The following is a 13,229-nucleotide window of genomic DNA, read 5'->3' as shown; positions in this document are numbered from 1 at the left end:
AACTCCGCCGCCGCCCTGGCCGCGGCGCGACAGGACCAGGCTCTCGCGCCGTCGCTCACGTCGGTGCGGCCGGTGGTCACGGGACTCGGCGTGGTCGCGCCCAGCGGCATCGGGGTCGAGGAGCACTGGTCGTCCACCCTTCGCGGCGACCTGCGGGTCGCGCCGATCACCCGGTTCGATCCGTCCCGGTACGACGCCACGCTCGCCGGCGAGATCCTCGGCTTCGACCCGGAGGAGCAGGTCGACAAGCGGTACCTCGTCCAGACCGACCGGTGGACCTGGATCGGCATGGCCGCCTCCCGTCTCGCCCTCGCCGACGCCGCCTACGACCCGGCCGCGCACGAGCCCTACGCGACCGCCGTGGTGTTCGGCAGCGGCTCCGGCGGCAACGGCTTCGGCCAGCGGGAGCTGTCCAGGCTGTGGACCCGCGGGCGCACCGCGGTGAGCGTCTACCAGTCGATCGCCTGGTTCTACGCGGCGACCACCGGTCAGACGTCGATCCGGCACGGCCTGAAGGGCCCGTCCGGCGTGGTCGTCAGCGACGGTGCGGGTGGCCTGGACAGCATCGCCCAGGCCAGACGGGTCATCCGGCGCGGTACCGCGACGGTCCTCGCGGGCGGGGCCGAGTCGGGCCTGACGCCGTACGCGCTGACCTGTCACCTGTCCAGTGGCCGGGTCAGCACCGCGGCGGTGGCCGCTGACGGCTACAAGCCGTTCGACGCCCGGGCCAACGGCTACGTGCCCGGCGAGGGCGGCGCGACCCTGATCGTCGAGGATCCCGCCGCCGCCGCCGCCCGGGGCGCGCGGGTCTACGGCGAGATCGCCGGGTACGCCGCCACGCACGACGCGGCGCACCCCTGCCGGCCCGCACCGGACGCCCGCTGGCTGGCCACCGCCATGCGCCGGGCGATCGCCGACGCCGGGCTCACCCCGGACGACATCGACGTCGTCTTCGCCGACGGCGCCGGATCGGTGGACCTCGACGCGCAGGAGGCCGCCGCGATCCGCGCGGTGTTCGCGGGACGGCCGGTGCCCGTCACCGCGCCGCAGGGGCTCGTCGGCCGGTTGTGCGCCGGCGGGTCTGCGCTGGCGGTCGCCTCCGCGCTGCTGTCGATCCGCGACGGCGTCCTGCCCGCGGTGGGCAACCTCGACACCCCCCACCCCGACCACGACCTGCACCTCGTCCGGCAACCACGACCGGCCACGGTGCGGGTCGCCCTGGTCAACGCACGCGGCTATGGCGGCTTCAACAGCAGCCTGGTCGTGCGCGCGGTCGACCCGCGCTGACCCGCGCCGGTCATCCCCACACCCACCCGCCTCATGAGCGACCGAGGAGAAGAGTCAGCGATGTTCCCAGACCTGGCCGGACGCCGAGCCCTGGTCACCGGTGGCACCCGCGGAATCGGCCGAGCGGTGGTGCTCGGCCTCGCCCGGGCCGGCGCGACGGTGGTCGTCGGCCACCAGCGCCAGACCGAGGAAGCCGAGAGCCTGCGTCGCGAGCTGAAGGACACCGGCGGTGACCACCTGCTCGTCCAGGCGGACGTCGCGGAACCCGCCCAGATCGGTGAGCTCGTCGAGGCCACCGGCACGCACCTGGGCGGCCTCGACATCGTGGTCAACAGCGTCGGCACCATCAGCCACGTGCCCTACGCGCAGCTGCCCCTCGAGGCGTGGACCCAGGTGCTGGCGACCAACCTCACCGCCACCCACCTCGTCACCCAGGGCGCGCTGCCGCTGCTGGGCGACTCCGGCTCGGTGGTCAACATCGGCTCCGGCGCCGGCGTGGTCGGGGTTCCCCTGCGTGCCCACTACACCGCCGCGAAGACCGGCCTCATCGGACTGACCCGCTCGCTGTCCAAGGAGCTCGGCGCCAAGGGCATCCGGGTCAACCTCGTCTCCCCGGGCGTCATCGAGACCGACCAGGCCGCGGGGATGCCCGAGGCCGCCCGCGCGGCCTACACCAACCGCATCCCGCTGGGTCGGCTCGGCGAGGCCGAGGAGGTCGCCGCGGTCGTCCTGTTCCTGGCCAGCGACGTGTCGTCCTACGTCAACGGCGCCACCTTCACGGTCGACGGAGGCATCTGATGGCATCGACCCCACCTTTCCGGATCATGCTCACCATGCGGATCCACCCGGGTCGCGAGGCCGAGTTCGAGCGGACCTGGCTGCGCATCGGTGACGTGGTCACCTCGCACCCGGCCAACCTCGGCCAGTGGCTCATCCGCTCGGAGGAGGAGCAGAGCACCTACTACATCGTCAGCGACTGGGTGGACGAGCCGCGGTTCCGCGAGTTCGAGCGCAGCGAGCGGCACCTGGAGCACCGCCAGGCCCTGCACCCCCTGCGGGCCAGCGGCTCCATGGTGACCGGCAGTGTCCTGGTCCACCTGACCGGCGCGGCCGCCCAGCCGGTGCCGGCGGCGGGCTGACCATGGCGGCCGAGGCCAGGGTCCGGGTGATGCTCTGGGCGGTCGACCCGTCGGACGACCCCGGCGCGGTCGAGCGTGCCTACCACGAGATCAGCTCCAAGCTGGTCGGCACGCCCGGGTTGCTGGGCAACACCCTGCAGCGATCGGTGGCGGACCCGTCCCGCTACGCCGTCGTCAGCGTCTGGTCCGACATGACCGCGTTCAGCGCGTGGGAGCGGGGCGCGAACCACCGCGGAACGACGTCGCCGCTGCGGCCGCTGCAGGATCCCGACCGCAGACCGGTGATCCACACGGAGGTCGCCGCGTACGGTCCCGACGGCCCGTTCGGTGACCAGCCCGACCTCTGACCGGCGGGACCGGCGGGACTGACGGGACTGACGGGACTGACGGGACGAGGTATGCCCGGCCGGGCACGGTGGCCACCAGGAGGAAGGTGCGCTCCCGTGCCCGGCCGGTCCACAGCGGGCCTGTGCTGGCCGATCCGGGGCAGATCGGCCAGCACAGGCCAGCAGCACGTCCTGCTCACGCCTCAGGGGGCGTCGTCGCGCGTCGTGTCGTTCGGGGTGAGGTCGTCACGCAGTCCCCTGAAGGTCGGGTGGCGCAGCCTGCCCTCCGCCGTCCACGACCCGAACTCGACGTCCGCGATCATCTCCGGCTCCACCCAGATCGCCGCCCGGTCGACCTCGGCGGGCACGCTACGGAACGGGGCGCTGCCGCGACGCGGCGGGGCGAGCAGGAGGGCGAGGCGGTCGAGGGCGGCCTCCGAGAACCCCGTGCCGATCTGACCCGCGTAGACCGGGCCGGTCGGGGCGGCGGTCCCGACGAGCAGTGAGCCGATCCGGTTCGCCCGCCGGCCGGCTCCGGGTTCCCAGCCGCCGATGAGCACGCTCGCCCGGCGGACGTGCCGCACCTTGACCCAGTTCGACGACCGACGTCCTGGCTGGTAGGCGGACGTGCGCCGCTTCGCCACGATCCCCTCCGGCCCGGCGCGGGCCGTCGCTGCCATGACCTGCCGCCCGGTGCCGGCCAGCTCCTCCGAGACGCGCAGCCGCGCACGGTCGGCGAGGCCGGCGAGCAGCGCCCGCCGCTCGTCATACGGCAGCGCGAGGGTGGAGTGCCCGTCGAGGAAGAGCAGGTCGAACACCAGGAAGCGGACGGGAATCACCGAGGCCGCGCGGCGGGCGAGGACGGGAGCCGCGTGTGCGCGCGGTGGCTGAGCAGCTCGAAGTCGGGACCGCCCGACGGGCCGAAGGCGACGACCTCACCGTCGAGGATCACTCGCGTCGAGCCCGACGCCGGGCCGAGGGCCGCCAGTTCGGGGAAGACATCCGTCACGTCCCGGCCCGTGCGGCTGCGCAGCCTCGCCCGACCGTTCTCGATGAACGCCACGAGCCGCATCCCGTCCCACTTCACCTCGTAGGCCCAGGCGGAGCCGCTCGGCGCCCGGGCGGCCGGCATCGCGAGCATGGGTGCCCATCGACGTCGGCATCGGCTCGGGAGCGCAATGGTCCCGCGGCTCCACGCGTCGCGCCCTCCCGGTCCGATCCACGACACCCACCCGCGTTCGTCCATGTCACTCGCGGCCGCGCCCGTCCCCTCCCGCCGCGCGCCGCGGCCGCTGTCCTCGGGTGGTGTACCCGAGGTCCGCGTGCGTGGCCCTTCCCGCCGGATGCGGACACGGCGGGACGCCGCTGCGTGGCCCCGCGGCGCCAAGGTGTAGAAATGCGCGGTCCGTGCCGGACACGCCCGAAGCGCTCGGGGGTCTCCCGCATCTGTTTCGCGGTACGTCGCCGATCGGGGGACCCGGATGCCTGACTCGTCCGCTCTGGACGTCCTGATCGGTCTCGCGCTGCTGTTCGCGGCGTTCAGCCTCGCGGTGTCCCGGATCAACGAGGCGGTACTCGGACTTCTGCACTACCGCGGGCGCCGCCTGGAGTCCGAACTGCGCCGCCTGCTCGGCGGGCCGAACGCCGGCGCCGGTGGCCAGGACGGTGAGCGTCCCGACGACGTCACGTCGGAGCTGTTCGACGGACCCCTGCGGGTGATGCGCGCCGCGGGCGAGGGCCGGTCGTCGGCCGCCATGGCCGACCATCCGCCGGTGCGGGGCGGATGGGCCGCGGTGCGACGTGCCCGTCGACTCAGCCTGCCGTCCTACGTCCCGTCCACCGCGTTCGCCCAGGCACTGGTCGACCGGGTGGATCCGCCGGCACGAGCCATGCTCTCGCAGCTCCGTCCGGACGGGCTGCCCGCACAGGTGTCCGACGAGGCCCGGGCCACCTACCAGGCGGCATACGAGGCGGCGACCCGCGCCCTGGACGAGACGACGGCCAGGGCCCTGCACGCGGCGATGCCCGCGGAACACGCCGCCGGCCGGGTGATCGCCGCGGCGCTCGTGTCCGCGGTCGGCGCCGGCGCGGTTGACACCCTCGAACAGGGCCTGGCCGGGCTGCCGCCCTCGCCCGCGAAGTCCGCGCTGACCGCCGCGGTGGTCCGCACCGGCGGCGACCGGGAGAAGATCGTCGCGGAGCTGGCGCAGTGGTACGACCAGGCCATGGACCGCCTGTCCGGATGGTACAAGCGGCGTGTCGCCATCTTCCTCCTCTGCTATGCCGTCGTCCTGTCCGCCGCCTTCAACCTCGACGCGATCGGCATCTCCCGGGCGTTGTGGCAGGACGGCACCGTCCGGGCGGCCGCGGTCTCCGCCAGCGGCACAGAGCTGGGACGGTCCGAACCCGCGAGCACGCCGGCGGATGACGCCGACGCGTCTGGCGGTGACCCGGGGGACACCACGGAGGCCGCGATCCGCGCCGTGCGGGACGCCTCCGGCCTCGCCCTGCCGATCGGATGGGTCGCCGCGGACGATCAGCGGGACGACCCCCGCGAGGCGCCGAGCTCGGTCGCCGGATGGCTTCTGAAGGTGCTCGGTCTCGCCATCGCCTGCTTCGCCCTCACCGCGGGTGCGCCGTTCTGGTTCGAGCTGCTCGGCCGGCTGGTCAACATGCGTTCCTCCGGGCCGAAGCCCAGGTCGGCGACCGTGAGCTGACGCGCCCCTGACGCGCCGCCGTACTGTTCGGTCTCGTTGACCGCGCGGCGCGAACGGAGGAGCGTCGAACGCGATGAGCGAGCCCACGACGTTCCATGAAGCGGTCAGCGCCGTCACCTACCCGATGGCGATTGTCACCACGGTCGCGCCCGACGGGGACCGGCACCCGGCACCCCCGGCCCTCGCCCCGGCGGGCCGGCGCCCGACGCCGTCCGCCCACTAGCGTCCTGTCCGTGACCTCATCCGTGCCCGGACCGTTCCCGACCGCGTCTTGGACCTCGACCGGCACCGGTCGGCCCGGCGGCCAGCCACCGCACGATGCCCGCCGGGAGGGCATGGCCGGGCACGATCACCGGCGCGTGCGCGACGCCGAGTCAGCCCTCGCCGACCTGAGTACCGATCCGGAGGTCTTCAGCCCGCGAGGAGGCAGTCCGCTGCTGGTCATCGACGCCGCGTCCCCGGCCGCGGTGGAGGTGGCGCGCGTTGCCCGCCGCCTGCCCTGTGTCTGTGTCGCCGTGGCCGAGGATCTGCGCTGGGTACCCGCCGAGGTCGCCACGGCCGGGTTCGACATCCTGCTCACCGACGAGCGCGACGCGCCCCGGCCCTGGGCCAGCCCACCGGGCGGACTCGCCGCGGGGGTCGACGTCCTCGCCGCGGTGGCCGCGGCGAATCCGTTCTCCGTCGTCGCGCTTGTGCAGCTGCTTCGGATCAGCACGGGCATTGATGTCCGGGACGCGGTGGTGGCCGAGTCGTTCGCCTACTCGGCGCTACAGGCGGGCCCGGAGTTCGCCGGGTGGCTGGACCGGCATCGACGCCGCAGGAGCGCACGCGAGGCGCGGCGCGCGGCACCGGATCGGGCCGCCGGGCTCGCCACGACCCCCGCCGTCGCATCGCGGGCCGCCGACGAACCCGCGGTCCTGGTGCGCCGGGACGCGGGTGTGCTCACGGTGACCCTCAACCGACCCCGGGTGCACAACGCGGTGAACATCGACCTGCGTGACGGACTGGTGAGCGCGTTCCGGTTCGCCGCGGCCGACCCCGAGCTGACCGCGATCACCCTGGTCGGTGCCGGCCCGTCCTTCTCCAGCGGCGGTGATCTCACGGAGTTCGGCACCCTGGTCGACCCGGTGGACGCGCATGCGGTCCGGACCAGCCGGAGCATCCCGCTCACCCTGCTGGCCAGCGGCCTGCCGGCGACGGCCTACGTGCACGGGCTCTGTATCGGCGCCGGCGCCGAGCTGCCGGCGTTCTGCCGGCGGGTGGTCGCGGCCGAGGACGCCACCTTCCGGCTCCCGGAGATCACGATGGGACTGGTGCCGGGCGCCGGCGGCACGGCGAGCATCCCGCGGCGGACCGGGCCCGAGCGGGCTGCCTACCTGATACTCAGCGGCCAGGCCATCGACGCCGCGCAGGCCCTGGCCTGGGGTCTCGTCGACGTGATCGAGCCGCGCCGCGCCTGGCCGCCCGCCGCCGCCTGACGGCGCGACCTGGCACGGCACGGGGTTGAGTCCGCCGTCGCGCTCGCCATCGCGACGGTGGCCGCCGTGCCGTGCCAGGCTGGCTGCGACCCGATCCCTCCGCGGGTCGTAGCCGGCTGCGCGATCTCGTCGACCGCGCGGCCGTTGGACGTGAGCCTCCCGGATCGCGGCGCGCCGCGGCAGAGGCGATCGGATCAACGTCGAGCGGCGAAGGGCCGTGGTCGCCGTGGTCCGGACGTCCCCGCAAGCCGGGTCCACCGGCCTGTGGCCCTCGGAGCCGGAGACGGTCCGGGAGCCGTGCGCGGTGGTCCCGGCCGCGTGCAGCGGCGCGCCATGCCAGGAGGCCGTTCCGGGTCGTGCGGACGGCCACGGCGGTGTCGGGACGCGGGCGGCGTGCGACCGCAATCTCACCGACATGTCCCCGTGACGGGAAGGTGCCAGGAAGCGGGCACCCGAACGAGGGCACGGCGCGGCCCCCCCGTCGTCGAGAACCGGATGCAACGAACGGGTGGAGCCCCCCGGGGGCATGGTCGCCAAACAGGCCCGGCAGTTGCTGACCAGCGCGGACATGGCTGGGCGGCGATCGTGCCGCGGTGGGGCGCGAGTCCGGCCGCCGGGCACCGTTCTCGGGCGGTGGGCACCGAGGTGTCCGGCGGGGACAAGTTGCGCCGTACGGGCGGGCCGGTTACGCCGGTTTGCCGCGTGATGAAGCGATTGTTTCCACGGGCAGGTGACCGGGTTGACGCTGCCATGCCCCCGTGGGGCCGGTTTGGGCCGGTAGTCTCAGTCTGGCGGAACTGGGTTGATCGGCCGTGTCCGTGGCCGGCTCGCCCGGGGTATGTATGGAGTGGGTCGCCGAAGAGACGAAGCGCCGATTGAGACGTGAGGGCCGGGCAACGGTGGGTGCGCCACTGCTGGTGGATAATGCCGATCTGACGGTGAAGACGTTGGGTCCTTGCCGGATAGATTCTCCCCTTCTGCCCCTGTTGGGTGAACGGCCGACCACGCAGCACTACATCGACGAGTCCGACAAGGTGCTCTACGACGACACCGCGTCGATGATCCTGGAGCGGCGCGTCGAGCTGTCCGAGCTGCCGGGCTTCGAGCCGGCCGGTCCGCGCAGGAAGATCTACTTTGATCCGTCCAAGACGCGCGTCGGCATCGTGACCTGCGGCGGGCTGTGCCCCGGCCTGAACAACGTGATCCGCGGGCTCGTGCTCGAGCTCACCTCGCACTACCGGGTCCGGCGGATCTTCGGCTTCCGGAACGGCTACCAGGGCTTCATCGCCCGCTACGGGCATGACGTCATCGACCTGACACCTGACAGCGTCGCGAACATCGACGACGATGGCGGCACGATCCTGGGTAGCTCGCGAGGCCAGCAGGACCCCGGCGAGATCGTCGACTGCCTGTCCCGGATGAACATCAACATCCTGTTCGTCATCGGTGGGGATGGCACGCTGCGCGGCGCGCGGGAGATATCCCGGGTCGCGACCGAGCGAGGCGAGAAGATCGCCGTCGTCGGGATCCCGAAGACCATCGACAACGATATTCCCTACATCGACCAGAGCTTCGGCTTCCAGACGGCCTTCGGCAAGGCCGCGGAGTCGATTCGTGTCGCCCACGCGGAGGCGACGTCCGCTCCGGGCGGTCTGGGTGTCGTGCGGCTGATGGGGCGGCACTCGGGATTCATCGCCTGCTACGCGACGCTCGCGAAGAGCAACGCGGATGTGGTCCTCATACCGGAGCTTCCGTTCAAGCTGGAGGGCGAGGGCGGACTGCTCGCCTACCTGCGGCGGCGGATCGTCGAAGGAGGCCACGCGGTCGTCGTCGTGGCGGAGGGCGCCGGCCAGGAGCTCATCACCGATCAGCCGGAGGGTGCCGACGCCTCCGGCAACCGCCGGCTGCACGATGTAGGCCAGGAGCTCTCGCGGCGTATCAAGGATCATTTCGACGCGGAGGGCGTCGAAATGAACCTGAAGTACATCGACCCGAGCTATCTCATCCGCAGTGTTCCGGCGAATCCGTACGACAGCGTCTACACCATCCGGCTCGCGCACGCGGCGGTGCACGCGGCGATGTCCGGGCGCACGGAGATGGTCGTCGGCCGCTGGCGGCGCCGGTTCATCCACATTCCGATCGGGCTTGCCGTCAGCGAGCGCAATCAGGTCGATCCCGCCGGCGACCTCTGGATGTCCGTCCTCGAGGCCACCGGCCAGCCGCCCCGCTTCGAGTAGGCGGCGTCCGCGGCGCGCGGCCCCTGCTGCCCGCGAGACCTGGGCGCGGGCATGGTCCGCAGGCGGAGTGCGCCACAGGCACCGGTGTGGCGCCGCGACCACGGCGGTGATCAGTTCCGGGTGAGTCGCGCGAGGAGGCTGGTGCGTACCTGCGGCCACTCCTCGCCCAGGATCGAGTAGTAGGCGCTGTCACGCGCGGTGCCGTCGATGGCGAGCATGTGTGCCCGCCGGATGCCCTCGAAGCGGCCGCCGAGACGCTCGATGGCCATCCGGGATCGGTGGTTGCGGACATCGGTCTTCAGACAGACGCGCAGCGCATTCCAGGTATCGAAGGCGTGGCCGAGCAACAGCAGCTTTGCTTCCACGTTGATCCCCGTGCGTTGCGCGGACGCTGCCAGCCAGGTGGCACCGACCTCGACGACCGACGGTGGCGTGGACAGGTCGCCGGACGCGGAACTGGACGGTGACGCTGCGGGCGTGGCGCTGCACGCCGGATCGCCGTCAGTCGTCCGGCATGGGCGGGTGTGTTCCTCGGCCGCCTCCCGGGACGACGCCGAGTCCTCGGTGTCCCCGCGGCTGGCGATCGTCGTGGAACCTGTGACGGTGCGGACCGTCACAGTGCTGGCGAGGGAGGAGTCGCCAGCTGGACTGGTGTGGGCGTCCGTCCAACTGTGGCTGATCGTCACGTGTTGGAAGGTTCGCCCCTGCTCGCCCTGGCCGCCGGTCGGCCGCCAGAAGTCGAGGTCGAGAAACCGGGTGCAGCCGACGATTCCGCCTCTGCCCGGCCGGAGATCATGGAGCACGAAGGGCACCACAAGGCCATGATCACGTTCGGCGAGTGCCGTCTCGACGTAGTCCGCCATCGCCTTCCTGGTCGCCGGCACACCCGTGTACTCGTACGACCGGCGATCCTCGGTGGCGGCGCGCACCAGCCCGTCGACATGATCGGGGCGCAGGGGTTCGAGCCTGGTCAGACGTCCGGACAGGATCGGCGTGGCCCATGTGGGGGGCGAGACGGGCATGGTGTCCATGATGTGGAGTGCACGGCAGGGGCACCACCTGTTTTCGGCGCGCGCCCGGTTGACCCCGCTGAGGCCGGGCGGGCGGATCTGACCCGTCGCCGCGCGGGAGGTTCCGTCGCTGCGGGCCGAGCGCTCAGCTGGGCCCCAGCACATCGCGGAGAAGATCGGCGATCTGATCGGTCTCGATCAGAAAGCCGTCATGACCAGCCCGGGAGTGGATCAGCCGCAGCGGTGAGCCGGTCAGCGACGCGATGTCCGCCTGTAGCCGCATGGGGTAGAGGCGGTCGGAGTCCACGCCGGCGAGGGTGAAGGGAACCGGACAGGCGCGCAGCGCCGTCGCGTACCCGCCCCGCCCGCGGCCGACGTCCTGCGTCATCATGGCCCGGGTCAGGCTGACATAGGAGCCGGCGTCGAAGCGGCGGGCCAGTTTGACCGCGTGATGGTCAAGGTATGAGGCCACCTCGAACTGGCCGTCGGCTCGCGTGCGGGCGCCGAAGCGTTCCTGGAGCTCCTCCTCGCTGCGATAACTGATCTGGGCGATCCGCCGGGCGAGCGCCATCCCGCGGTCGGGGCCGGCCCCGGGCGCTCGCGCGTGGTAGTCGCCGCGATGCCAGCCGGGATCCTCGGTGATGGCCTGGATCTGTACCGCGCACAACCCGATCTGCTCCGCGGTCGAGACCGCGCCGCAGGCCAGCACTACCGCCCGCGCGACCCGGTCGGGATGGCCGACGGCCCATTCGAGGGCGCGCATCCCGCCCATCGACCCGCCGACCACGGCCGCCCAACGGCGGATTCCCAGCAGGTCGGCGAGCGCGGCCTCGGCGGCCACCTGGTCTCCGATGGTGATGTCCGGCCAGCGACCACCCCAGGGCATGCCGTCCGCCCGGAGACTGGAGGGTCCGGTCGTGCCCTGGCAGCCGCCCAGGACGTTCGGCGCCACGACGTACAGCCGGTCGGTGTCGAGCACTCGGCCGGGTCCGACCAGCTCATCCCACCAGCCGGTGCTGGGATGTCCGGGCCCGGCGGGCCCCGCCGCGTGGCTGTCGCCTGTCAGGGCATGCAGGACCAGTACCGCGTTGCCGGCCGATGCGTCGAGTCGTCCCCAGGTCTCATAGGCGACCTGCACGTCGGGCAGAGCGCCGCCGCGCTCCAGGCGCAGCGGCCCTGGCAGCCGGGCGAAACGCCGTTGACCAGCGAGGTCGATCCCAGGCCGCCACGCACCCGACACTCTCCCGCCCCCGGGTGCGACATCCGGTGGGTCCGCCACGACGCCCCGGCGAGACGGCGCGCCGGTCCGTGTGGCCGCGCGAGCCCGCGGTGGCTCTCGCGGCGGGTACGGACCTCCACCGACCGGCTCAGCCCTTGGCGGCACGGAATCCGGCGTCGAGGTCGGCGAGGATGTCGTCGATTCCCTCGATGCCGACCGACAGGCGGATCAGGTCGGGGGTGACCCCCGTCGCCGCCTGCTCGGCCTCGGTCAACTGGGAGTGCGTGGTGGTCGCCGGATGGATGATCAGCGAGCGGACGTCGCCCACGTTCGCCAGATGGCTGAACAGCTCGACGCCGTCCACGAAGCGGCGGCCGGCGTCGGCACCTCCCGCGATGCCGAAGGAGAGGATCGCGCCCACCCCCTTCGGTAGAACCTTCCGCGCGCGCTCGGACCAGCGCGAGGACGGCAGTCCCGGATAGGCGACCCAGCTGACCTCGTCGCGGGCTTCGAGCCACTCGGCCACCCGCTGGGCGTTCGCGGAATGCCGCTCGATCCGCAGTGACAGCGTCTCCAGGCCCTGCAACAGCAGGAAGGCGTTGAAGGGGGAGATCGCGGCACCGATGTCGCGCAGCAGCTGCACCCTGGCCTTCGCGATGTAGGAGCCGTGCCCGAGCGCCTCCCAGTAGATCAGGCCGTGGTAGCTCGGATCGGGGGTCGTGAAGTTCGGGAAGCGACCCGACGCGCCGAAGTCGAACCGCCCTCCGTCGACGATCACGCCTCCGATGGCCGTCCCGTGACCGCCGATGAACTTCGTCGCGGAATGCACGACGATGTCCGCACCGTGTTCCAGCGGCCGATACAGGTAGGGCGTCGCCAGCGTGTTGTCGACGATCAGCGGAATGCCATGGGCGTGGGCGACTTCGGACACGCCCACGGTGTCCAGCACGTCGCCGCGTGGATTGCCGATCGTCTCGCCATAGAACGCCTTGGTGTTCGGGCGCACGGCGTCGCGCCACTCCTCCAGACTGTCGGGATCCGCGATGAAGGTGACCTCGACGCCGAGTTTGGGCAGCGTGTAGTGGAACAGGTTGTAGGTTCCGCCGTAGAGGCTCGCCGACGAGACGATATGGTCGCCGGCCTCGGCGAGGTTCAGGATCGCGAGTGTCTCCGCGGCCTGGCCGGACGCCGTGGCCAGGGCACCGACCCCGCCCTCGAGGGCCGCGACGCGCTGCTCGAAGACCTCCTGGGTCGGGTTCATGATCCGGGTGTAGATGTTGCCCGGCTCGCCGAGCGCGAACAGCGCGGCCGCGTGGTCCGTGTCGCGGAAGACGTAGCTCGTCGTCTGGTAGATCGGGACGGCTCGGGCGCCCGTCGAGGGATCGGGCTGAGCCCCCGCGTGAATCTGTTGGGTTTCGAAGGACCAGCTGTCGGCGCTCATGATGGTTGAGTCTCCCCGTGTCGGAGTACGGATACCTGTAGGAGGACGGTTCGACGCGACCGCCTCGGCTGCCTGCTCAGGGGCGTGACGTACTCGTGCCGCGGCTGCCGTGTGCTCACGACGCCCGGTCCCCGGGGGTCCGCGCGTTTGCGGGTGCGCGGAAAGACGAGCGGTGTCCCGATCGACTGGATCGGTGCTCAAGCCTGCCGTCGCCAGTGGCCAGAAGTAGAGCGAGACGCGCGCTGTCAGCGGCGGAGCCGCGCTGAACGGCGACGGGCGAGGTGTTACCGGGTAGGCGACGCGCCGGTATGCGGACGTACCACCGGACATCGACCGCTGGCCAGCAACGGTGATGAATGCCCGGCGAGTGGCCGC

13 protein-coding genes are annotated in these 13,229 nt (G+C 72.3%); 8 read left to right on the top strand and 5 right to left on the bottom strand.

From position 1 onward, the window contains the following. Nucleotides 1–15: 15 nt before the first annotated feature. The 4 genes from C1A33_RS03465 to C1A33_RS03450 are packed head-to-tail and all read left to right on the top strand — an operon-like array spanning nt 16 to nt 2,773. On the top strand, nt 16–1,287 hold the full coding sequence (locus tag C1A33_RS03465; protein WP_165818212.1) for a beta-ketoacyl synthase N-terminal-like domain-containing protein: 1,272 nt from the start codon (nt 16–18) through the stop codon (nt 1,285–1,287). A 60-nt stretch (nt 1,288–1,347) separates the two neighbouring features. Beyond that, nucleotides 1,348–2,085, top strand: a complete 738-nt coding sequence (locus C1A33_RS03460) for an SDR family NAD(P)-dependent oxidoreductase (protein WP_101830069.1) — start codon at nt 1,348–1,350, stop codon at nt 2,083–2,085. Further along, entirely contained in the window at nt 2,085–2,426 is a 342-nt protein-coding gene (locus C1A33_RS03455) for an antibiotic biosynthesis monooxygenase family protein (RefSeq protein WP_101830068.1), read from the top strand. The genes C1A33_RS03460 and C1A33_RS03455 overlap by 1 nt, the downstream gene beginning before the upstream one ends. 29 nt (nt 2,427–2,455) lie before the next feature. Continuing rightward, nucleotides 2,456–2,773 (top strand): antibiotic biosynthesis monooxygenase family protein, encoded by a 318-nt coding sequence (locus C1A33_RS03450; protein WP_243407133.1) that lies wholly within the window; start codon nt 2,456–2,458, stop codon nt 2,771–2,773. Nucleotides 2,774–2,955: 182 nt separating this feature from the next. Here C1A33_RS03450 and C1A33_RS37320 read toward each other — a convergent pair whose 3' ends face one another. Next, nucleotides 2,956–3,591 (bottom strand): ATP dependent DNA ligase, encoded by a 636-nt coding sequence (locus C1A33_RS37320; protein WP_279354587.1) that lies wholly within the window; start codon nt 3,589–3,591, stop codon nt 2,956–2,958. Next, a complete protein-coding gene (locus C1A33_RS37315) occupies nt 3,588–3,893 on the bottom strand; it encodes an ATP-dependent DNA ligase (protein WP_279354586.1) in 306 nt (101 codons plus the stop codon). Before C1A33_RS37315 ends, C1A33_RS37320 begins: the two co-directional genes overlap by 4 nt. A gap of 340 nt (nt 3,894–4,233) precedes the next feature. Here C1A33_RS37315 and C1A33_RS03440 point away from each other — a divergent pair, with 340 nt between their 5' ends. From C1A33_RS03440 to C1A33_RS03420, 4 genes are all read left to right on the top strand, one after another. Beyond that, nucleotides 4,234–5,469, top strand: coding sequence for a hypothetical protein (locus C1A33_RS03440; RefSeq protein WP_101830066.1), 1,236 nt, complete (start codon nt 4,234–4,236; stop codon nt 5,467–5,469). Between the two features lie 73 nt (nt 5,470–5,542). Then, nucleotides 5,543–5,692, top strand: a complete 150-nt coding sequence (locus C1A33_RS36175; protein WP_243407132.1) for a hypothetical protein — start codon at nt 5,543–5,545, stop codon at nt 5,690–5,692. A gap of 136 nt (nt 5,693–5,828) precedes the next feature. Next, nucleotides 5,829–6,947 carry an enoyl-CoA hydratase/isomerase family protein gene (locus tag C1A33_RS03430; RefSeq protein ID WP_243407131.1) on the top strand — a complete coding sequence of 373 codons (1,119 nt, stop codon included), beginning with the start codon at nt 5,829–5,831 and terminating at the stop codon, nt 6,945–6,947. 899 nt (nt 6,948–7,846) lie between these two features. Next, the gene (locus tag C1A33_RS03420) at nt 7,847–9,184 is read left to right on the top strand and encodes an ATP-dependent 6-phosphofructokinase (protein ID WP_101830063.1); all 1,338 of its coding nucleotides are present in this window, start codon (nt 7,847–7,849) and stop codon (nt 9,182–9,184) included. A gap of 110 nt (nt 9,185–9,294) precedes the next feature. Here C1A33_RS03420 and C1A33_RS38290 read toward each other — a convergent pair whose 3' ends face one another. The 3 genes from C1A33_RS38290 to C1A33_RS03405 form a co-directional block, all read right to left on the bottom strand. Continuing rightward, nucleotides 9,295–10,206, bottom strand: a complete 912-nt coding sequence (locus tag C1A33_RS38290) for a GNAT family N-acetyltransferase (RefSeq protein WP_243407130.1) — start codon at nt 10,204–10,206, stop codon at nt 9,295–9,297. A 133-nt stretch (nt 10,207–10,339) separates the two neighbouring features. Then, on the bottom strand, nt 10,340–11,434 hold the full coding sequence (gene metX, locus C1A33_RS03410; RefSeq protein WP_101830062.1) for a homoserine O-acetyltransferase MetX: 1,095 nt from the start codon (nt 11,432–11,434) through the stop codon (nt 10,340–10,342). Nucleotides 11,435–11,561: 127 nt separating this feature from the next. Beyond that, the gene (locus C1A33_RS03405) at nt 11,562–12,854 is read right to left on the bottom strand and encodes a bifunctional o-acetylhomoserine/o-acetylserine sulfhydrylase (protein WP_101830061.1); all 1,293 of its coding nucleotides are present in this window, start codon (nt 12,852–12,854) and stop codon (nt 11,562–11,564) included. Between the last annotated feature and the right edge of the window lie 375 nt (nt 12,855–13,229).

Source organism: Frankia canadensis, assembly GCF_900197875.1.
GTDB lineage: Bacteria > Actinomycetota > Actinomycetes > Frankiales > Frankiaceae > Frankia > Frankia canadensis.
This window is presented reverse-complemented; position numbering and strand designations above follow the sequence as displayed.

Bases quoted from the DNA above. Each gene is read 5' to 3' on its own strand.
- C1A33_RS03450 (WP_243407133.1), top strand. From the start codon at position 2,456: ATGCTCTGGGCGGTCGACCCGTCGGACGACCCCGGCGCGGTCGAGCGT.
- C1A33_RS03455 (WP_101830068.1), top strand. From the start codon at position 2,085: ATGGCATCGACCCCACCTTTCCGGATCATGCTCACCATGCGGATCCAC.
- C1A33_RS03405 (WP_101830061.1), bottom strand. From the start codon at position 12,854: ATGAGCGCCGACAGCTGGTCCTTCGAAACCCAACAGATTCACGCGGGG.
- C1A33_RS36175 (WP_243407132.1), top strand. From the start codon at position 5,543: ATGAGCGAGCCCACGACGTTCCATGAAGCGGTCAGCGCCGTCACCTAC.
- C1A33_RS38290 (WP_243407130.1), bottom strand. From the start codon at position 10,206: ATGCCCGTCTCGCCCCCCACATGGGCCACGCCGATCCTGTCCGGACGT.
- C1A33_RS03460 (WP_101830069.1), top strand. From the start codon at position 1,348: ATGTTCCCAGACCTGGCCGGACGCCGAGCCCTGGTCACCGGTGGCACC.
- C1A33_RS03440 (WP_101830066.1), top strand. From the start codon at position 4,234: ATGCCTGACTCGTCCGCTCTGGACGTCCTGATCGGTCTCGCGCTGCTG.
- C1A33_RS37315 (WP_279354586.1), bottom strand. From the start codon at position 3,893: ATGCTCGCGATGCCGGCCGCCCGGGCGCCGAGCGGCTCCGCCTGGGCC.